We start from the raw sequence: 20,600 nt of genomic DNA, 5'->3' as shown, positions 1-20,600 counted from the left end.
TAGCAGATAGTAGTCTATCTTTGCGAGCAGGAGGAATAATATGAGTTGGACAGGTATTGTTTTATTCGTACAGCTATTTTTTGGAGTGATCATCGGGCTTTACTTTTGGAATCTCCTTAAAAACCAGCGAACTCAAAAGGTATCTATAGATAAAGAGTCTAGAAAAGAAATGGAACAACTCCGTAAAATGAGGTCCATTTCTTTAACAGAACCTCTAGCTGAGCGAGTAAGACCAACTAGTTTTTCAGATATTGTTGGACAAGAGGATGGAATCAAATCCTTAAAAGCAGCACTTTGTGGACCAAATCCTCAGCACGTCATTATTTATGGACCACCTGGAGTAGGTAAAACAGCGGCAGCACGTCTTGTAATGGAGGAAGCAAAACGGAATGCAAAATCTCCTTTTAAGCAATCAGCTGTATTTGTAGAATTAGACGCGACAACTGCACGATTTGATGAACGTGGAATAGCCGATCCTTTAATTGGCTCTGTTCATGATCCGATTTATCAAGGAGCAGGTGCAATGGGTCAAGCGGGTATTCCTCAGCCAAAACCAGGGGCTGTGACACATGCACATGGAGGCGTGTTATTCATTGATGAAATTGGAGAGCTTCATCCCATTCAAATGAATAAAATGTTAAAGGTTTTAGAGGATCGTAAAGTATTTCTTGAAAGTGCTTATTATAGTGAAGAAAATACACAAATCCCTACACATATTCATGATATTTTTAAGAATGGGTTACCAGCTGATTTTCGAATGATTGGTGCTACAACACGTACCCCTAATGAAATACCGCCAGCGATTCGTTCGCGTTGCTTAGAGGTATTTTTCCGAGATTTAGATCAGGATGAATTAGCGATTGTAACAAGAAAAGCACTTGATAAAGTAAAAATGCAGGCGACTGAAAAAGGAATTGCTACACTTGCCTCTTATGCTAGAAATGGACGTGAGGTAGTGAATATGGTTCAAATCGCCGCTGGAATCGCAATTTCAGAGGACCGCGATTTTATTAAGGATGAAGATATAGAGTGGGTGCTTCATTCAAGTCAGTTAACACCGCGCTATGATAAGAAGATATATCCAAGTGCAAGGGTGGGGCTTGTTAATGGCTTAGCTGTATATGGACCAAACACCGGAGCGTTATTAGAAATCGAGGTTACTGTTATTCCTGCTAAAGATAAAGGCACGATTAATATAACTGGTATTGTTGAAGAAGAAAGCATTGGGGACCGTGGAAAGTCAGTTCGAAGAAAAAGTATGGCGAAGGGCTCAATTGAAAATGTCATTACCGTGCTTCGCTCAATGGGCGTTCCTGCACATGATTACGACATCCATGTTAATTTCCCTGGGGGGATTCCGATTGATGGACCTTCTGCAGGGATTGCGATGGCCACTGGTATCTTTTCAGCCATTCATAAGTTCCCGGTCGATCATAAAGTTGCCATGACAGGTGAAATCAGCATTCATGGGAATGTAAAACCAATTGGTGGAGTCGTACCAAAAATTAAAGCAGCAAAACAAGCTGGAGCGAAAAGGGTCATCATTCCTCAAGAAAATATGCAATCGATCTTGAAGGAAATTGAGGGGATTGAAATTATTCCAGTTACCAATTTGGAGGAAGTCTTTGAGATTGCGATTGAAACTCCTGAACGGCAAAAGCAATCCAAGCAATCAATCATTCCAGCTTCAACTAACTTTTCAAAAACAGAATCTGTCTAAATGTAATACAGTTTAAAATAGAAAGACTTCGACATACTATAAAAAGAACGTCGAAGTCTTTTTATGTTTTTCATCTTTAATATAAAATGAAAAAACCTCCAAAATAGACACTAGCTATCAAATAAGATAAAATTTACATTTAAGAACTATATTCAATTTTGAGGTGTATGCAATGACAAGAAAAAAAGAAATCATTGTTCCTCTTTTACCACTTCGCGGATTGCTTGTCTATCCAACTATGGTTTTGCATCTAGATGTTGGCCGTGAAAAATCAGTGCAAGCATTGGAAAAAGCAATGGTAGAAGACCATATCATTTTTTTAACAACCCAAAAAGATGTGGCTATTGACGATCCTACAGAGGATGATATTTATAACATAGGAACATTAACGCAAGTAAAACAAATGCTTAAATTACCAAATGGAACAATACGTGTATTGGTTGAAGGACTTCATCGCGCGGAAATAAAAGAAATCCATGACAACGATACGTATTATTCGGTTAAAGTAAAAACCTTTGAGGAAGACGAAACAAAGGATGTTGAATCAGAAGCACTCATGCGAATGATGCTTGAGTATTTCGAACAGTACATAAAGCTTTCTAAAAAGATATCGACTGAAACATATACGTCTGTTACAGATATTGAGGAACCAGGTCGAATGGCAGATATCATTGCCTCCCATATCCCTCTCAAACTAAAAGAAAAACAAGAAATTCTTGAAACGATTGATGTTCGTGCACGAATGAACAAGGTCATTACCATCATCAATAATGAAAAAGAAGTCTTAAGCCTTGAAAAGAAAATTGGTCAACGTGTTAAGCGTTCCATGGAAAGAACTCAGAAGGAATACTATCTTCGTGAACAAATGAAAGCCATTCAAAAGGAATTAGGAGATAAAGAGGGAAAAACAGGTGAGGTCACTACACTCAAGGATAAGATTGAAGCAGCAGGAATGCCTGAACATTTCAAGAAAGTCGCCTTGAAAGAACTTGACCGTTACGAAAAAATCCCACAAACTTCGGCAGAAAGCGCTGTGATACGGAACTATATTGAATGGCTGTTGTCGTTACCGTGGACAAATGCAACGGAAGATCGACTAGATATTCACCATGCAGAGGAAATCCTTGAAAAAGACCATTTTGGGCTCGATAAGGTAAAAGAAAGAGTACTTGAATATTTAGCTGTTCAACAATTAACAAACTCTTTAAAAGGGCCGATTCTATGTTTAGCGGGACCTCCGGGAGTTGGTAAAACCTCGTTAGCAAAATCAGTGGCAAAATCTCTTGGTAGAAATTTTGTGCGAATTTCACTTGGTGGTGTTCGTGATGAATCAGAAATCAGGGGGCACCGTAGAACATATGTAGGTGCAATGCCAGGACGTATTATCCAAGGAATGAAAAAGGCCGGCACAATCAATCCAGTCTTTTTATTAGATGAAATTGATAAAATGTCAAATGATTTTAGAGGTGATCCTTCTGCAGCGATGCTTGAAGTATTGGACCCTGAGCAGAACTTCAACTTCAGTGATCATTTTATTGAAGAGCCTTATGATTTATCGAAAGTTATGTTCATTGCTACTGCTAATAACTTGGCAACCATTCCGGGACCACTCCGGGACCGAATGGAAATTATTACAATCGCTGGTTATACAGAGCTTGAAAAAGTTCATATCGCCAAAGATCATTTATTGCCAAAACAACTTGAAGAGCATGGTTTAACAAAGGGTAAATTGCAAATAAGAGAAGATGCTCTTTTAAATATAATTCGTCATTACACAAGAGAAGCGGGAGTCCGTAGTCTTGAGCGTCAAATTGCGAAAATTTGTCGTAAGGTGGCTAAGATTATTGTTTCTGGTGAAAAGAAACGCGTTGTCATTACTGAAAAAAATGTAGTTGAATTCTTAGGGAAGCCGATATTCCGTTATGGCCAAGCAGAACTTGAAGACCAGGTTGGAGTTGCTACTGGACTAGCGTATACAGCTTTCGGCGGAGACACCCTTTCAATCGAAGTTTCGCTAGCACCTGGTAAAGGAAAGCTTGTCCTCACTGGTAAGCTAGGGGATGTAATGAAGGAGTCTGCTCAAGCTGCTTTTAGTTATATTCGATCAAAAGCACAAGAATTAAAAATTGATCCGGATTTTAATGAAAAAAATGATATCCATATTCACGTTCCAGAAGGTGCCGTTCCAAAGGATGGACCTTCAGCTGGGATTACGATCGCAACGGCACTTATATCTGCTTTAACTGGCAGAGCTGTTCGTAAGGAAGTTGGAATGACAGGTGAAATTACCTTAAGAGGCCGTGTTCTCCCGATAGGTGGTTTAAAAGAAAAATCATTAAGTGCACATCGTGCAGGATTAACGAAGATTTTATTTCCAAAGGAAAATGAAAAAGACCTTGAAGACATTCCTGACAGTGTAAGAGATGATGTCGAATTTATTCCGGTCTCACATTTAGATGAAGTATTAAAACATGCGTTATTAGAGGAGAAAAAATGAAAGTTACAAGTGCAGAAATCGTTATAAGTGCTGTAAAGCCAGAACAATACCCAGAAGGAGATCTTCCTGAATTTGCGCTGGCCGGACGTTCGAATGTTGGAAAATCTTCGTTTATTAATAAAATGATTAATCGTAAAGCGTTGGCACGTACATCATCAAAGCCTGGAAAGACGCAAACCTTAAACTTTTACCTGATTAATGAATTATTACACTTTGTTGATGTTCCAGGATACGGGTATGCAAAGGTTTCAAAAACAGAAAGAGCGGCATGGGGGAAAATGATTGAGAAGTATTTAACAACACGTGAACAGCTTAAAGCAGTTGTTTTAATTGTTGATTTACGTCACCCTCCAACCAACGATGATGTGCTAATGTATAATTTTGCGAAACATTACGAAATCCCTGTTGTCGTCATTGCAACAAAGGCAGATAAAATTCCAAAAGGAAAATGGGATAAACATCTAAAGGTCGTACGCGAAACATTAGAACTTGAGCCTGGTGACCAAATCATCAAGTTCTCATCAGAAACAGGTTTAGGAAAAGAACAGGCCTGGACCGTCCTACAATCATATATGAACGATGAAAACAGCTAAAGCATATGCCTTAGCTGTTTTTTTCTGAGTAAAAACCAAGCTTGGCGAAACGAAGGAAATTATGAAGAATTGGGGAGATATAAAGGCGATTTTACCGATTCGGTTATAAGCAAGGGATTGGCCTAATAAGATAGAAGAAATGTTAGGTACACTTTACTAGGCGAAATTTGTTAGCCATTTTTAGTGGAAATAAAAAAAGGGGGAAACAAAAGTGAAAAGGAGACTCGTTTCTTTTTTAGTTCTGATGTTGACTGTTGGTGTTTTGAGTGCTTGTGGAAGTGAAAAGTCATCTTCAACTGGGATGAAATTAGTTGAGGACGGAAAATTTACGTTTGCTTCATCTGGAGAATACAATCCATTTAGTGTAACAGATGGAGATGGTGTTATGACTGGGTTCGATATTGAAGTAGCAGAGGCGATTGCAAAAGAGCTAGGTTTAGAACCCGATCAAAAAAGATTTAAATTTAACAGTATTGTCGAGGGTGTGAAAACAGGACGTTTTGATGCTGCTGTTGCAAGTCACACGATTACAGATGAACGTGCAGAGCATGTGAATTTTTCAACACCTTATTACTATTCAGGACCTCAGATCTTCGTAAGACCTGATAGTGATGTAGTGAGCCTAGATGATCTGAAAGGCTTGGAAATTGCTGTTTCAAAAGGTTCTACTTATGCAAAAACAGCTCAAGAAGTAACTGACAACGTCGTTCAATACGACAGTGATGTTACAGCATTGGAAGCTTTAGCAATCGGAAAGCATGATGCGGTTATTACTGACTTTTTAACGGGAAAAGAAGCAATTGGGAACGGTATTGAAATTGAAGGAAAAGATATTCTTGGTTTAAGTGAGCAGGCCGTAGCAGTGGCGAAGGACAATGAAGAGCTATTGAAGAAAATAAATGAAGCACTTGATAAATTAAGAGAAGACGGAACCCTAAAGAAAATTAGTGAAAAATACTTTAAAGAAGATATCACAACGAATCCAGAAGAATAGGTAATATCTTAGAAACGAATGTGACTTTCTTACGCATTCGTTTCTTTTTCTAATAAGTACTTTTGAATAAGGAGTTGAAGGTAATTGCCTGAATTTAGTCATATCATAGACCAGTTGATTGATTCGTATCCTGTGTTTTTGAAAGGGATGTTTCTTACATTACAAGTAACAATCGTTGCTATTTTCATCGCTGTATTTATTGGTTTGCTTTTTGCATTTTTTAAAATTTCAGGGAAAACCATCCTCGTCAAGATTGCAGATTTGTATATTTATTTGGTAAGAGGAACCCCTTTAATCGTTCAGATCTTTGTCTTTTATTTTGGTTTGTCTGCTTTAGATATATCGATGTTTTGGTCCGTAACGCTAGGATTGGCATTCCATAATGGAGCATATATTGCAGAAATTTTTAGAGGAGCCATTCAATCCATTGATAATGGTCAAATGGAAGCGGGACAATCATTAGGAATGAGCAGAATTTTAACGATGCGAAGAATTATCCTTCCTCAAGCGTTCCGAAGAGCAATACCACCCCTTGGAAATCAATTTATTATTGGATTAAAGGACTCATCACTAGCCGCATTTATTGGTTTAAACGAACTCTTTAATGTATCAACAACATTGGGCTCTAACAATTTTGATTATATGACATATTTACTTATCGTTGCGATTTATTATTTAATTCTCGTCTTGATATTTACTATTTTAGTTGGCATGCTTGAGAAAAAATTGGCCGCAAGCGATAAATAAGGGAAGGTGAAGTGATTTGCAAAAGAAGGACATGATAAAAGTCATCGACTTAAATAAATCATTCGGAGATTTACATGTGTTAAAAAATATTAACATGAGCGTGCAAGAAAGTGAGGTTGTTTGTTTAATTGGAGCAAGTGGGTCTGGCAAAAGTACATTGCTGCGTTGTTTGAATTTTTTAGAAATAAAAGAGAGTGGAGAAATCATCATAAATGATGAAAAAATAGAGTCTACTAGCCATAACCTAAATGAAATACGGCAAAGAGTTGGTATGGTTTTTCAACATTTTAATCTATTTCCCCATATGACAGTTCTTCAGAACGTGATAGAAGCGCCCACACAGGTTAAAAGAATGCTAAAACAAGAGGCCATTGAGCAGGCAAAGGAGCTTCTTGCAAAAGTAGGATTGGCGGATAAAATGAATGTGTATCCGTCAAAATTGTCAGGTGGACAAAAGCAACGTGTTGCCATTGCTCGAGCATTGGCAATGAAACCAGAGATTATGTTATTCGATGAACCAACATCTGCCCTTGACCCAGAATTAGTCGGCGAGGTTTTAAATACAATGAAACAATTAGCACATGAAGGAATGACCATGGTTGTAGTTACACATGAAATGGGATTTGCTAGAGAGGTTGCTGATCGAGTGATCTATATGCATGATGGAAAAATTGTTGAAGTCGGAAAGCCTAAGGATATATTTGAAAATCCGAAAGAACAGCGAACGAAGGACTTTCTAAACTCTATTCTTTAACGAGAAAGCTACGTATCTCAAAGAAAAACTTTGAGATGCTATTTTTTTTATAAAAAACCCACGAGAAAAGGTTCTTCGTGGGCAATTTGCGTTTTGGTATAATTTACTTTTTCTTAATGAATAATAAATAGAAGCCGATTCCAATCACAAGGAGGGGCCAATAGTTCAAAATAAATGAAAAGCCACCCTCAAAAAAGCTTAACCAGCCCATAAATCGGCTATAGTTTAGAAACAATAATGAAAAAAATAATAGAACAATACTAGGGATTAACCCATTTTTCGTTTTAAAATATGTAAATAGCATTCCGAGTCCAACAATAAGAAGCAAGGTACCCGGCTGTTTTGGCCAAAAGCTGAGTTGGTTGAGACTGTGAAAATGGAACCCAAATCCAACCAAAATTACTCCAGGTAAGATACTGCCTGGATTGTTTTCAACATAAGCTTGAACGAGAAAGGCAATTCCGACAATGATGATGAGTGTTTGCCAAGAATAGAAGTTAGTAAATACTGGTATACCCAGCTGTTGCAGTAAGAGATAGCAACCAATCCCTAAAAGGATGATGCCAGAAAAGATATTATTTTTTTTCATATGATCCCCCGTGCTATTAACTTGATTTGACACTATTTTTTTGTTAATGTAACGATTGAAGTCAAGATGATTAAATCATATATATAAATGCCTTTATAATTATTATTTATTATAAATTTATCTTAGCATAGGTTGTCAAAAACTATTCACACATTTTTCGACAATCCGTAACATCATACATGGTATAATAGTAGTAGTTTTTTGGACGAATAGGTTCAATATGAACTTTATTCAGTACCCTACTTCTGTAATTTTGTGGGATAAATGCAATCTACTTATAGTATTTATGGGTGAATTATCCAGACTGAATAAAGTTAGCCTCCGGCGGATGCCACAGATTTTCAAAGGAAATTTTTCGAGCATGCTCGAAAAAATCTGGGCGCAAATACGCCAAGGCGCATTTGATCATATAAAAGGTTGGGGTGAGATATTATGCATACACTAATGGTCGGACTTAATTATAGAACAGCCCCTGTTGAAATACGTGAAAAATTAACTTTTGATCCGGATAGCATTGCACAAGCTATGAAGGAATTGAAAGGGAAAAAAAGTATTCTTGAAAATATTATAGTTTCAACTTGTAATCGGACAGAAATATATGCTGTTGTCGACCAATTGCATACAGGACGCTACTATATTAAAGATTTTCTATCACAATGGTTTGGTATCGACAAAGAAGAATTTACTCCGTATTTAAGTATCTTTGAAAATGAGGGTGCAGTTGAACACTTGTTTCATGTTACTTGTGGATTAAATTCAATGGTTGTTGGTGAAACACAAATTCTTGGACAAGTACGTTCAAGCTTTTTATCAGCACAGGAAAAAGGTACATCAGGAACTGTTTTCAATCATTTATTCAAACAGTCGATTACATTAGCTAAACGCGCACATTCAGAAACTGAAATTGGCTCAAACGCTGTCTCTGTAAGTTATGCAGCTGTAGAGCTAGCTAAAAAAATCTTTGGAGACCTTACGAATAAAAAGGTTCTCATCTTAGGTGCCGGAAAAATGGGTGAGTTAGCTGTTCAAAACCTACACGGTTCAGGCGTAGGTAAAGTAACAGTTATGAATCGGACTTTCGAAAAAGCACAAAACCTAGCCGAGAAATTCCAAGGTGAAGCCAAGACGATAGAGGAACTTCAATGTTCCTTAGTTGAAGCTGATATCATGATTAGTTCAACTGGAGCTAAGGGCTATGTGATTACAAAAGAGATGATGCAGGATGTCGAGCGCATGAGAAAGGGTCGTCCTTTATTTATGGTCGATATTGCTGTACCAAGGGATTTAGACCCAGGACTAGCCGATTTAGAAAGTGTCTTTTTATATGATATCGATGATTTAGAAGGAATCGTAGAAGCCAATCTTCAGGAACGTAAAGTAGCGGCTGAAGAAATAGAGATTATGATTGAATCGGAGATCGTTGAATTTAAAAATTGGTTAAATACTTTAGGCGTAGTTCCAGTGATATCAGCTCTTCGCAATAAGGCATTAGCCATTCAAGCTGAAACAATGGAAAGTATTGAACGCAAGATGCCTAATCTTTCCGATCGTGAGAGAAAAGTATTAAATAAGCACACGAAGAGTATCATTAATCAGCTATTAAAAGATCCTATACTACAAGCGAAGGAACTTGCTGCACAACCAAATGCAGAGGAATCACTTTCATTATTTATGAAAATCTTTGATATTGAGGAAGCGGTTGTTTCTGAGCAGGGGACGCAGATGGCTAAGAGTAATTTGAACAAGGTAGCAGTAAATACACAGCAGCCTTCTCTACAGTCATAATGAGGAGAAAATCGATATGGTAGAGATGAATGTAATGAGATTACATGAGTTCACAGTAATTCTCTATGCCTTGAGTGTCCTACTTTATTTTATAGACTTTCTTCATAATAACCGGAGGGTGAATAAGTTTGCCTTCTGGTTACTTTCATTTGTATGGGTAATTCAATCGATTTTTCTATTAACAAGAATGCTAAGTACAGGTAGATTACCGATTTTATCCATGGTAGAGGGGCTTTATTTTTATGCCTGGGTGCTGATCACTCTCTCTTTAATTTTAAACAGATTTTTGAGAGTGGATTTCATTGTTTTTTTTACCAATTTATTAGGTTTTTTCATAATGGCGTTACACACATTTGCTCCAGGTCAGCACGGTTCAAGTGCAGTTGAAAGCCAGCTAATTTCAGAATTACTTATGATTCATATTTCGATGGCGATTCTTTCATATGGGGCATTTTCGTTATCATTTGTTTTTTCGATTCTGTATTTGATTCAATATAATTTACTAAAACAGAAAAAATGGGGGAAACGACTCCTTCGATTAGATGATTTATCAAAACTAGACCATATGTCCTATGTATTGAATCTCATTGGAGTGCCCATGCTTTTACTAGCACTCATTTTAGGTTTACTATGGGCCTATATTAAGGTCGATAATTTTTATTTTTACGATGCAAAGGTGTTAGGATCGTTCTTTGTTCTAGTTATCTATGCATGGTACCTATATAAAAGGGTTGTACAAAAGCTTCAAGGAAAAGCTATCGCCAATTGGAATATTGGAGCATTTTTACTTTTACTTGTTAATTTCTTTTTATTTGGAAGCTTATCTAGCTTTCATTTTTGGTATACATAGACAGGAGGTACATTCATGAGAAAAATAATTGTTGGGTCTCGAAGAAGTAAATTAGCTATTACACAAACAAACTGGGTTATTCAGCAGCTTAAGAATCTAGGTGTTCCATATGAGTTTGAGGTAAAGGAAATCGTCACAAAAGGAGATAAAATCCTTGATGTAACGTTATCTAAGGTCGGAGGTAAAGGCCTATTTGTTAAGGAAATTGAACAAGCTTTATTTGATAAGGAAATTGATATGGCGGTTCACAGTATGAAAGATATGCCTGCAGTGCTCCCTGAAGGACTAGTTATTGGTTGTGTGCCAAAACGTGAAGATCACCGTGATGTCATCATATCCAAGGGGAATGTGTCCTTTGAAAAGCTTCAAAGTGGGGCTATCGTGGGTACAAGTAGCTTAAGAAGAAGTGCACAGTTACTAGCAAAAAGAAACGATATCGAAATAAAATGGATTCGCGGAAATATCGATACAAGACTTGCTAAGCTTGAGAACGAAGATTACGATGCAATCGTATTAGCAGCAGCTGGCTTAAAGCGTATGGGGTGGTCTGACGATGTTGTATCCGAATTCGTAGACCCTGAAGTATGCTTACCAGCAGTCGGTCAAGGTGCATTAGCAATAGAATGTCGTGAAGACGATGCCGAACTTTTAGTGGCATTGTCAAAATTAAATGATGAATATACGGAAAAAACGGTTGCAGCTGAACGTGCATTCCTCGATAAAATGGAAGGCGGCTGCCAAATTCCAATTGCAGCATATGCCACAATGTCCGATGATAAAGAGATTGCTTTAACTGCCTTAGTGGGCTCTCCTGATGGAAATACGATTTACAAAGAACAGGTTTACGGAAATATTCCAATCGAGGTTGGCCATGAAGCAGCAAATAAATTAACAAAACTGGGTGCAAAAGAATTAATCGACAAAGTAAAAGAGGAGCTAAATCAGTAATGGACGGCGAACAACCTCTTTTGGGGAAAACGATCTTAAATACTAGAGGTAGAAAGCAAGCTGCTGAATTTTCAAGCAAAATTACAGCAGCTGGCGGAACGCCAATTGAACTTCCATTATTAACGTTTCAAAAGCCAAAAAATACAACAATTATTAAGAAAACAATAAGCAATTTGCAGTCATATGATTGGTTGATTTTTACGAGCAAGAATGGTGTAGATTCCTTTTTCGATTTTTATGATCAGGTAGTGGAAGAAGCGGGAATACATTTTCCTATACCCAAAATAGCTGTTGTTGGTACAAAGACAGAAAAGGCTTTGTTATCTAAGGGATTTGAACCAGAGCTGGTACCGGAAGAGTTTATCGCGGAAGGCTTATTTAAGAGTATAAAACCTTTTGTGAAAAAAGGTGCTCGCTTTTTACTTGCTCGTGGAAATCTATCCCGTTCTTATTTAGTTGACGAACTGACAAGGTATGGGGCAGAAGCTACTGATTTAATTGTCTATGAGACAGTTGGAGATTCTCGTGAAAAAGAGCGTTTAATAGAGCTTTTAAAAGAAAAACAAATTGATATTATAACCTTTGCAAGTCCTTCAACTGTGAAGCAATTTTATAAAATGGTTGAACAAATAGAGTGGCAACAATGGACAAAAAATGTGATATTTGCTTGTATTGGACCGGAAACAAAAAAGTGCGCAAAGCAATTACACATACCAATTCACATATGTCCCACTAATTACACCATTGATCATTTATTAACGGAGATCATCGATTATTTAAAACCGCAAGGAGGAGAAAAATAAATGGAAAAATTACAATTTGCAAGACATAGAAGATTACGCCAAACTGCAAATATTAGAGCATTAGTACGTGAAACTCATCTTCATACAGATGACCTAATTTACCCATTGTTTATTGTCGAAGGGGAAAATAAAAAAGTAGAAGTTTCCTCTATGCCTGGTGTTTATAATATTTCATTGGATTTACTTGAGCAAGAGCTTGATGAAATCGTAGAATTAGGAATTAAATCCGTTATTTTATTTGGTGTGCCAAATGAAAATGAAAAAGATGAAACGGGTACTGGTGCCTATCATGATCACGGAATTGTTCAAAAGGCAACTCAATTAACAAAAGAAAAGCACCCAGACTTAGTCGTAATCGCAGATACATGTCTTTGTGAATATACATCACATGGGCATTGTGGTGTCATAGAAAATGGACAAATTTTAAATGATCCTTCCCTTGAATTATTAGCAAAAACGGCTGTAAGCCAGGCAAAAGCTGGTGCGGATATAATTGCGCCATCTAATATGATGGATGGCTTTGTGACAGCGATTAGACACGGCTTAGATGAAGCTGGATTTGAAAATGTTCCAATTATGTCTTACGCAGTTAAATATTCATCAGCATTTTATGGTCCATTCCGGGATGCTGCTGGGAGTGCTCCTTCCTTCGGTGATCGTAAAACGTATCAAATGGATTATGCAAATCGTCTAGAGGCATTAAGAGAAGCTGAATCAGATATTGAAGAGGGTGCTGATTTCATAATTGTAAAACCAGCATTGTCTTACTTGGATATCGTGCGTGACGTTAAAAATAATTTTAATGCACCAGTGGTAGCTTATAATGTGAGTGGAGAATACTCCATGATTAAAGCGGCAGCTCAAAACGGCTGGATAAATGAAAAAGAAATTGTTATGGAAATGCTAACAGGAATGAAACGCGCCGGTGCAGATTTAATCATTACGTATCATTCAAAAGATGTTGCTCGCTGGTTACAAGATAAATAATAGCATTATTGAGCTAGCGTAGATTTAATTGTGTCTAATTAAGGGGCCTGACCCCCACCGTGTTAACGCATTAACGCATCGGGGGTCAGGCCCTAAAAAAGGAAAGGGGTTACGAAGATGAGAAGTTATGAAAAGTCAAAAGCGGCATTTGCAGATGCAGTGCATCTTATGCCAGGTGGTGTAAACAGCCCGGTTCGTGCTTTTAAATCGGTAAATATGGATCCAATCTTCATGGAACGTGGGAAAGGATCTAAAATATATGATATCGATGGAAATGAATACATAGATTACGTTTTATCATGGGGACCGCTTATTCACGGTCATGCGAATGATCAAGTGGTTGAAGCACTTAAAAAAGCAACAGAAATGGGAACTAGCTTCGGTGCCCCAACTTTAGCAGAAAACGAACTTGCAAAGCTTGTCATTGAAAGAGTGCCATCAATTGAAATCGTTCGGATGGTTAACTCCGGTACAGAGGCAACGATGAGTGCGTTACGATTAGCTAGAGGATATACAGGTCGTAGTAAGATCTTAAAATTTGAAGGCTGTTACCATGGACACGGTGATTCTTTATTAATTAAAGCTGGTTCAGGTGTAGCTACACTTGGTTTACCTGACAGCCCAGGAGTCCCTGAGGGAATAGCGAAAAATACCATTACTGTTCCTTATAATGATTTAGAGGCTGTAAAATACGCGTTTGAACAGTTTGGAGAAGACATAGCAGGAGTAATTGTCGAACCAGTTGCAGGAAATATGGGTGTTGTTCCTCCACAGCCAGGATTCCTTGAAGCACTTCGTGAGATTACAACCCAAAATGGAACATTGCTCATTTTTGATGAGGTAATGACTGGATTCCGTGTGGACTATAATTGTGCACAAGGATATTTTGGTGTCACTCCTGATCTCACATGTCTAGGTAAAGTAATAGGTGGTGGACTCCCTGTAGGCGCATATGGTGGTCGCGCAGAAATTATGGAGAATATTGCACCAGCTGGACCAATCTATCAAGCAGGAACCCTTTCTGGTAATCCATTAGCAATGGCTGCTGGCTATGAGACTTTATCACAGCTGAAACCAGAAGACTACACTGAATTTAAAAAGAAAGCTGATCGACTAGAAGAAGGGCTTACACAAGCAGCCGAGAAATACGATATCCCACACTGCATCAATCGTGCGGGTTCAATGATTGGATTCTTCTTCACTAATGAAAAAGTGATAAACTATGAAGTTGCAAAAACATCTAATTTAGAGTATTTTGCATCCTATTATCGTGAAATGGCAAATGAAGGAGTATTCCTTCCGCCATCACAATTTGAAGGACTATTCCTATCTACAGCACACACTGATGAAGATATCGAAAAAACCATTCAAGCAGCTGAAAAAGCATTTTCTAAACTAAAAGGATAACGAAAATAGTAGGACAGACTCAGTAAACGACTGAGTCTGTCTTTTTATTTACGGAAATTATCATAAATGCTGATGATTTATCATAAAAATTGTAATGTCATAGTAAATCTGTATAGAAGAGGACTGAAAGGAGGAGTAGCTATGTCTGAAAACTTACGATTTTCAGTAGAGGAATCAGTCTGGTTTCAAAAGGGACAGGAAGTCTCAGAGCTCATCTCAATATCTCTTGACCCGGATATTGTGATTCAAGAGCATGACCAATATGTGTCCATTCGCGGTGCATTACAACTAACAGGTGAATATCGTATAGATGAAAACCATTCCGAGGAGGAAGAACGCGATTTTGCGTCGGTTCGCCTTGTGAATGAAGTGATCACAAGAGAAGATGGGATTAGTGAACTAAACCATCGTTTCCCAGTCGATATTACAATTCCACAAGATCGTGTACAAAGCCTCGATGATGTATATGTTTCAATTGAGACGTTTGACTATGAAATTCCAAAGCGTGGCTGTTTACAAATTATTGCCGATTTAGCAATTAGCGGTATCCAAGGTGTTACTCAGGCGCCTAAGGGGGATGCTGTTCAAGAGACAGAAAAACAAGAGGTGCAAGCCCCTGTTGTGGCAGAACAAGAAGCAGAAGAGGAACTGGAGCTTGTAAGAAGTATTCCTCCTGAAGAAGAAGGGGAAGTAGAAGTTCAGGCGGTTTCAGAACAAGTTGAAGAAGAAAAGCCACAAGAGCAAGTAGTAGAGGTAGTGCTACAAGAAAAAGACGAAGTGGTGCTACATAGAGAGCCTCAACAAGAGGCTCAAGAACAGGCTCAAGAAGAGGAACAAGCAGAGGTTATTGCTGTAAATGAACAGCAGAATGAGGAAGAGGACGTTGATTTATTTGTCCCATTTGAAGTAGAGGCTAGAAAAGAAGTATATCAAGAACATGAGGAACTTGAGGCAGAAGAGGAAGTTGATGTTGTCGAAGCGATTAAAGAAGAAGAGGTTCATGCCGTGTTAACCCCTTCAATCGAAGTGAAAGCAAGACATGATAATCAATTATCCTTTGGGTCTGATAATCCTAATAAGAAAAGCTCTACTGCCGTCCAGGAAAAAGAAGCAGGGAAAGATCAAAGAGAAGAAAAGACTGATGAGCCTTCAAAACGTAGTGAAAATGATTTATTATTAACCAAAATTTTTGGTAGAGATGAAGTAGACGACCACACCACTATGAAAATTTGTATCGTTCAAAACGGAGATTCGTTAGAAAAGATTTCAGAGCGGTATGATATCTCCGTACAACAATTAGTACGAGTAAATTCACTAAACACAGATTCCGTCTCTGAAGGGCAGATTTTATACATCCCTGTTCAAGCAAATAGTTAAGAACATCAATAGGGTGAGGAAAACCTCACCCTGTTTTCTATATGAAACAAATGATCAAAACAGTTAGGAAAGAGAGTGATTGGCCCAATGGAAAATAACGATGCTAAAGAAATAGGGCCCATCTTAAAAAAATACAATCTACAGCCCTTATCTTTTGAACAACTCGGGAAAGTTACAAAAATTGTAACCAACAAAGGAATTTTCGCCTTAAAATCTGTCTCAAATAAAATAAACCCTTCCTTCCCTACTTTCCTTCAACAATTATTGCAACAGGGCTATACAAGGGCAGTACCCATTTACTCTACCATTGAGGGGAAATACCTTGTCTATCATAACCATAAATTCCATTACCTAATGCCTTGGTTAAAATCCACGACCACTGAACACCGTGGAGATCATTATCATTCATTTTTTAAAGAACTTGCAAGGATTCACTTAACAACCGCAAGAAAACTACAAATGAACGATGAAACTGAGATTACAGGGCATTATGAATCAATCGTTAAAAAATGGGATGAACGGAATCAATTTCTAGAAGGTTTTGTTGAAGCTGCCGAACAAAAATGGTATATGTCTCCATTTGAGCTTCAATTCTGTACGTATTTTTATGAAGTAAGTCTAGCAGCCTCATTTGCAAGATCACAGCTCGATAAATGGCATGAGTTAATGAAAGAAGAAAAAGCATACCGTACCGCATTAACACTTAATCATTTTTCAGATACACATTTATTATATGATGACAGTGGAAGGGGATATCTATCAAATTTTGAAAGGGCTGGTATTGCAAACCCTACGAATGATTTAGTAAGCCTCTATTTTCGTATTTTAAAGACCTATCCGACTTTGTGTACGGATTGTCTTGAATGGTTTGAAACGTATCAAAGCCGTTTTCCTTTACGTGAAGAGGAGTTCTATCTCTTTTTAAGCCATTTAACTTTCCCTGAGCCAATCTATAAATGTGTTCGAAATTACATTGAAAATAAACAGAAGAAATCAGAGCGAGAGCATGTCCAAGTACTACAACGAGCCTATTGGCTGACTAAAAATATTGAGTTTGTTTCAGTCAAACTCTTGGAAGCCGAACAAAAAAGAAAAGAACAAGAAGAAGAAGAGTCCCATACGGAGTAAAGTATGGGATTTTTTAGATCATGTCGAGGTGAAATGCAACTGCAAGTAAAATTAATATGGCTAAAAAAAGCACATCAAATGAGGTGGGTATAAAGATAGTTCGAACCGCTTGAACGATGGTGATGGGGATGATAAATTGGTGGCAAACATCTCTACATTGTCGTAGCCAATGAGGATAAGAGTATTTTCTAAAACGGCGTCTTCTCATGCTTTATCTCTCCCTTCAAAGAAATCCTATAATTAAACTATGCTTGGAAAAGCAGAAAAGTTCCTGTCAATTCAGATTGAAAATTTTGTAACAAATTAACTCAAAGAGAATAAAGTATAAAAAACTTGGCTACCCTTATTGACAATACCTATTGAAATTCAACAAAATAAGTAGTAAAATTCTTTAAAGAACTTAACTTACATACCCATTATGAGAACATACGATGACAGGGAAGAGTACATTGAGAACACCTTCAGAGAGAGAAATCATTAGCTGTGAGATTTCTTAGGAACGTTAACAATGGAAGGTCGCCCTTAAGTAGCTTTTATGAAATGAAGTAGTAAAAGCCGGTGAAAAGCCGTTATCTTTTCTTGAGAGCATAGATTAGTTTTTTATCTATGAAAAAAGGTGGTACCGCGAATAGACTCCATTCGTCCTTTTATTAGGATGAATGGAGTTTTTTATTATGATTTTGTTTACAAGTTTAAGGAGGAACTCAAATGGAAGGTAATGAAAAGACTTTATCAACTAAGTATGATCCGCAAGCCATTGAAGCGGGACGTTATCAATATTGGTTAGAAGGTAAATTTTTTGAAGCAAAAGATGATGCTGAGAAAAAACCTTATACGATTGTCATTCCACCACCAAACGTAACAGGGAAGTTACATCTAGGTCATGCATGGGATACAACTCTACAGGATATTCTTACTCGGATAAAAAGAATGCAAGGCTATGATGTTTTATGGCTACCAGGAATGGACCATGCCGGTATCGCAACCCAAGCAAAGGTCGAGGCTAAACTTCGTGAAGAAGGAAAATCTCGCTATGACTTAGGCCGAGAAAAATTTGTAGAAGAGACATGGAAGTGGAAGGAAGAGTATGCGAGCCATATTCGTGAACAATGGTCAAAACTAGGTCTTGGACTTGATTACTCGAGAGAACGTTTCACCCTTGATGAAGGACTTTCTAAAGCAGTACGTGAGGTATTCGTTACCCTATATAAAAAAGGTCTAATTTACCGCGGTGAATATATCATCAACTGGGATCCAGCAACCAAAACAGCTCTTTCTGACATCGAAGTTATTTACAAAGATGTTCAGGGTGCATTTTACCATATGCGTTATCCATTAGCAGATGGAAGTGGGTCTATTGAGATTGCAACGACTCGACCAGAAACAATGCTAGGTGATACTGCAATTGCTGTTCACCCAGAAGATGAGCGCTTCAAGCACTTAATCGGTAAAACGGTTGTTCTTCCAATCGTTGGAAGAGAAATTCCGATTGTTGCTGATGATTATGTTGATATGGAATTTGGATCTGGTGCTGTTAAGATTACACCGGCACATGACCCGAATGACTTTGAAGTAGGGAATCGTCACAATCTTGAGCGTGTTTTAGTTATGAATGAAGATGGAAGCATGAACGCAAACGCTGGTAAATACCAAGGAATGGATCGCTTTGATTGCCGAAAACAAATTGTTAAAGACCTTCAAGAAGCAGGCGTGCTATTTAAAATTGAAGAGCATCTCCATTCAGTAGGTCACAGTGAGCGAAGCGGTTCAGTTGTTGAGCCATATCTATCCACACAATGGTTTGTAAAGATGCAACCATTAGCAGATGAGGCAATCAAGCTTCAATCGCAAGAGGAAAAAGTTAATTTCGTTCCAGAACGTTTCGAAAAAACATATCTTCACTGGATGGAAAACATCCGTGACTGGTGTATTTCACGCCAATTATGGTGGGGTCATCGAATTCCTGCATGGTACCATAAAGAAACAGGAGAGGTTTATGTTGACCATGAGCCACCAAGTGACATCGAAAATTGGGAACAGGACAATGATGTTTTAGATACTTGGTTTAGTTCTGCGTTATGGCCTTTCTCCACAATGGGTTGGCCAGATAAGGAAGCGGCTGATTTTAAACGCTACTATCCTACAGATGCTCTCGTAACAGGCTATGATATCATCTTCTTCTGGGTATCAAGAATGATTTTCCAAGGCTTAGAATTTACAGGAAAACGTCCATTTAAAGATGTTCTGATTCACGGTCTGGTACGTGATGCAGAAGGTCGTAAAATGAGTAAGTCACTCGGAAATGGTGTGGACCCAATGGATGTTATCGCCCAATATGGTGCCGATTCATTACGTTACTTCTTATCTACTGGAAGTTCACCTGGCCAAGATTTACGCTTTAGCATGGAAAAAGTTGAAGCAACATGGAACTTCGCCAATAAGATTTGGAATGCTTCACGTTTTGCATTAATGAATATGGGTGACCTGAAGTTCGAAGACATTGACTTTAGTGGAGAAAAATCTGTTGCTGATAAATGGATTTTAACTCGCCTAAATGAAACAATCGAATCAGTAACAAAGCTTGCTGATAAATATGAATTCGGTGAAGTTGGAAGAGTTTTATATAACTTCATTTGGGATGAATTCTGTGATTGGTATATTGAAATGGCAAAACTACCATTGTACGGTGAAGATGATCAAGCAAAGAAAACAACAAGATCGATTCTTGCATATGTCTTAGACAACACGATGAGATTGCTGCACCCGTTCATGCCGTTTATTACCGAGGAAATATGGCAAAACTTGCCGCATTATGGCGAATCCATTACTGTAGCCAAATGGCCGGAAGTGAATCAGGAATTATCTGATGATCAAGCAGCCGGGGAAATGCGACTATTAGTCGATATTATTCGCTCTGTTCGAAACATCAGAGCAGAAGTTAATACACCAATGAGCAAACAGATCAAGCTTCATATTAAAGCAAAAGACGAAGCAGTTCTTTCACAATTGGAAAAGAATCGTTCTTATTTAGAAAGATTCTGTAATCCTAGTGAGCTTGTACTTGCAACTGAAATTACTTCTCCTGACAAGGCCATGACTTCAGTAGTAACAGGAGCAGAATTATTCCTTCCACTTGAAGGACTAATCAACATTGATGAAGAAATTAAGCGTCTAGAAAAAGAACTAGATAAACTTGATAAAGAAGTTGACCGCGTTCAGAAGAAACTAAGCAATGAAGGCTTTGTGAAGAAAGCACCTCAAAAGGTAATTGAAGAGGAACAGGCAAAAGAAAAAGATTATCTTGAAAAACGCGAAACAGTTCGTGAACGCATTTCAGAATTAAGAGGCTAAAGGAATGAGAGGCGAATCTACTATAGATTCGTCTTTCCTTCCTTTTTAAAGTTGAATGAATATATATGGA

17 protein-coding genes and 1 other annotated feature are annotated in these 20,600 nt (G+C 37.9%); of the genes, 15 read left to right on the top strand and 2 right to left on the bottom strand.

The window, feature by feature from the left end:
* Positions 1–40 precede the first annotated feature (40 nt).
* The 6 genes from lonB (at position 41) to CKK03_RS08020 (ending at position 7,305) form a co-directional block, all read left to right on the top strand.
* Entirely contained in the window at positions 41–1,720 is a 1,680-nt protein-coding gene (gene lonB, locus CKK03_RS08045) for an ATP-dependent protease LonB (RefSeq protein ID WP_099362091.1), read from the top strand.
* A gap of 172 nt (positions 1,721–1,892) precedes the next feature.
* The gene (lon, locus tag CKK03_RS08040) at positions 1,893–4,217 is read left to right on the top strand and encodes an endopeptidase La (RefSeq protein WP_099362090.1); all 2,325 of its coding nucleotides are present in this window, start codon (positions 1,893–1,895) and stop codon (positions 4,215–4,217) included.
* On the top strand, positions 4,214–4,810 hold the full coding sequence (gene yihA / locus CKK03_RS08035; protein WP_099362089.1) for a ribosome biogenesis GTP-binding protein YihA/YsxC: 597 nt from the start codon (positions 4,214–4,216) through the stop codon (positions 4,808–4,810). The genes lon and yihA overlap by 4 nt, the downstream gene beginning before the upstream one ends.
* Positions 4,811–5,054: 244 nt before the next feature.
* Positions 5,055–5,804 carry a transporter substrate-binding domain-containing protein gene (locus CKK03_RS08030; RefSeq protein ID WP_099362279.1) on the top strand — a complete coding sequence of 250 codons (750 nt, stop codon included), beginning with the start codon at positions 5,055–5,057 and terminating at the stop codon, positions 5,802–5,804.
* 84 nt (positions 5,805–5,888) lie between these two features.
* Complete coding sequence (locus CKK03_RS08025; RefSeq protein ID WP_099362088.1) at positions 5,889–6,551, top strand: amino acid ABC transporter permease; 663 nt, start codon at positions 5,889–5,891, stop codon at positions 6,549–6,551.
* A 31-nt stretch (positions 6,552–6,582) separates the two neighbouring features.
* Positions 6,583–7,305 (top strand): amino acid ABC transporter ATP-binding protein, encoded by a 723-nt coding sequence (locus CKK03_RS08020; RefSeq protein ID WP_180271205.1) that lies wholly within the window; start codon positions 6,583–6,585, stop codon positions 7,303–7,305.
* A gap of 103 nt (positions 7,306–7,408) precedes the next feature.
* On the opposite strand, the gene CKK03_RS08015 is transcribed toward CKK03_RS08020, so the two are convergent.
* Positions 7,409–7,894 (bottom strand): LiaI-LiaF-like domain-containing protein, encoded by a 486-nt coding sequence (locus tag CKK03_RS08015; RefSeq protein WP_099362086.1) that lies wholly within the window; start codon positions 7,892–7,894, stop codon positions 7,409–7,411.
* Between the two features lie 432 nt (positions 7,895–8,326).
* Between CKK03_RS08015 and hemA the strand changes: the two genes are divergently transcribed.
* From hemA to ysxE, 8 genes are all read left to right on the top strand, one after another.
* Complete coding sequence (gene hemA, locus CKK03_RS08005; protein ID WP_099362084.1) at positions 8,327–9,679, top strand: glutamyl-tRNA reductase; 1,353 nt, start codon at positions 8,327–8,329, stop codon at positions 9,677–9,679.
* Between the two features lie 16 nt (positions 9,680–9,695).
* Positions 9,696–10,529 carry a cytochrome C assembly family protein gene (locus CKK03_RS08000; RefSeq protein ID WP_099362083.1) on the top strand — a complete coding sequence of 278 codons (834 nt, stop codon included), beginning with the start codon at positions 9,696–9,698 and terminating at the stop codon, positions 10,527–10,529.
* A 15-nt stretch (positions 10,530–10,544) separates the two neighbouring features.
* A complete protein-coding gene (hemC, locus tag CKK03_RS07995; RefSeq protein ID WP_099362082.1) occupies positions 10,545–11,477 on the top strand; it encodes a hydroxymethylbilane synthase in 933 nt (310 codons plus the stop codon).
* Positions 11,477–12,280 (top strand): uroporphyrinogen-III synthase, encoded by an 804-nt coding sequence (locus tag CKK03_RS07990; RefSeq protein ID WP_099362081.1) that lies wholly within the window; start codon positions 11,477–11,479, stop codon positions 12,278–12,280. Before hemC ends, CKK03_RS07990 begins: the two co-directional genes overlap by 1 nt.
* Entirely contained in the window at positions 12,281–13,267 is a 987-nt protein-coding gene (gene hemB / locus CKK03_RS07985; protein ID WP_099362080.1) for a porphobilinogen synthase, read from the top strand.
* Positions 13,268–13,384: 117 nt separating this feature from the next.
* Positions 13,385–14,674: a glutamate-1-semialdehyde 2,1-aminomutase gene (gene hemL, locus CKK03_RS07980; RefSeq protein WP_099362079.1), complete on the top strand. Its 1,290-nt coding sequence runs from the start codon at positions 13,385–13,387 to the stop codon at positions 14,672–14,674.
* 141 nt (positions 14,675–14,815) lie between these two features.
* A complete protein-coding gene (spoVID, locus tag CKK03_RS07975) occupies positions 14,816–16,051 on the top strand; it encodes a stage VI sporulation protein D (protein WP_180271198.1) in 1,236 nt (411 codons plus the stop codon).
* A gap of 87 nt (positions 16,052–16,138) precedes the next feature.
* Positions 16,139–17,179, top strand: a complete 1,041-nt coding sequence (gene ysxE, locus CKK03_RS07970; RefSeq protein WP_142354010.1) for a spore coat protein YsxE — start codon at positions 16,139–16,141, stop codon at positions 17,177–17,179.
* 13 nt (positions 17,180–17,192) lie between these two features.
* On the opposite strand, the gene CKK03_RS07965 is transcribed toward ysxE, so the two are convergent.
* Positions 17,193–17,387, bottom strand: coding sequence for a YszA family small membrane protein (locus CKK03_RS07965; RefSeq protein WP_099352098.1), 195 nt, complete (start codon positions 17,385–17,387; stop codon positions 17,193–17,195).
* 214 nt (positions 17,388–17,601) lie between these two features.
* Positions 17,602–17,829, top strand: a binding site (T-box leader).
* 58 nt (positions 17,830–17,887) lie between these two features.
* Between CKK03_RS07965 and CKK03_RS07960 the strand changes: the two genes are divergently transcribed.
* Positions 17,888–20,530, top strand: coding sequence for a valine--tRNA ligase (locus CKK03_RS07960; protein ID WP_099362076.1), 2,643 nt, complete (start codon positions 17,888–17,890; stop codon positions 20,528–20,530).
* Positions 20,531–20,600 lie beyond the last annotated feature (70 nt).

This window comes from Fredinandcohnia onubensis (assembly GCF_002734215.1).
GTDB classification, from domain to species: domain Bacteria; phylum Bacillota; class Bacilli; order Bacillales; family Bacillaceae_L; genus Ferdinandcohnia; species Ferdinandcohnia onubensis.
Note: the sequence above shows the minus strand (reverse complement) of the source record. Positions and strands in the feature narration are given on the sequence as shown.

Coding starts and splice junctions, on each gene's coding strand:
- CKK03_RS08015 (WP_099362086.1), bottom strand. CDS start 7,894: ATGAAAAAAAATAATATCTTTTCTGGCATCATCCTTTTAGGGATTGGT.
- ysxE (WP_142354010.1), top strand. CDS start 16,139: ATGGAAAATAACGATGCTAAAGAAATAGGGCCCATCTTAAAAAAATAC.
- CKK03_RS07990 (WP_099362081.1), top strand. CDS start 11,477: ATGGACGGCGAACAACCTCTTTTGGGGAAAACGATCTTAAATACTAGA.
- CKK03_RS08000 (WP_099362083.1), top strand. CDS start 9,696: ATGGTAGAGATGAATGTAATGAGATTACATGAGTTCACAGTAATTCTC.
- yihA (WP_099362089.1), top strand. CDS start 4,214: ATGAAAGTTACAAGTGCAGAAATCGTTATAAGTGCTGTAAAGCCAGAA.
- CKK03_RS08030 (WP_099362279.1), top strand. CDS start 5,055: ATGTTGACTGTTGGTGTTTTGAGTGCTTGTGGAAGTGAAAAGTCATCT.
- CKK03_RS08020 (WP_180271205.1), top strand. CDS start 6,583: ATGATAAAAGTCATCGACTTAAATAAATCATTCGGAGATTTACATGTG.
- lonB (WP_099362091.1), top strand. CDS start 41: ATGAGTTGGACAGGTATTGTTTTATTCGTACAGCTATTTTTTGGAGTG.
- lon (WP_099362090.1), top strand. CDS start 1,893: ATGACAAGAAAAAAAGAAATCATTGTTCCTCTTTTACCACTTCGCGGA.
- CKK03_RS07960 (WP_099362076.1), top strand. CDS start 17,888: ATGGAAGGTAATGAAAAGACTTTATCAACTAAGTATGATCCGCAAGCC.
- hemB (WP_099362080.1), top strand. CDS start 12,281: ATGGAAAAATTACAATTTGCAAGACATAGAAGATTACGCCAAACTGCA.
- spoVID (WP_180271198.1), top strand. CDS start 14,816: ATGTCTGAAAACTTACGATTTTCAGTAGAGGAATCAGTCTGGTTTCAA.
- hemL (WP_099362079.1), top strand. CDS start 13,385: ATGAGAAGTTATGAAAAGTCAAAAGCGGCATTTGCAGATGCAGTGCAT.
- hemA (WP_099362084.1), top strand. CDS start 8,327: ATGCATACACTAATGGTCGGACTTAATTATAGAACAGCCCCTGTTGAA.
- CKK03_RS07965 (WP_099352098.1), bottom strand. CDS start 17,387: ATGAGAAGACGCCGTTTTAGAAAATACTCTTATCCTCATTGGCTACGA.
- hemC (WP_099362082.1), top strand. CDS start 10,545: ATGAGAAAAATAATTGTTGGGTCTCGAAGAAGTAAATTAGCTATTACA.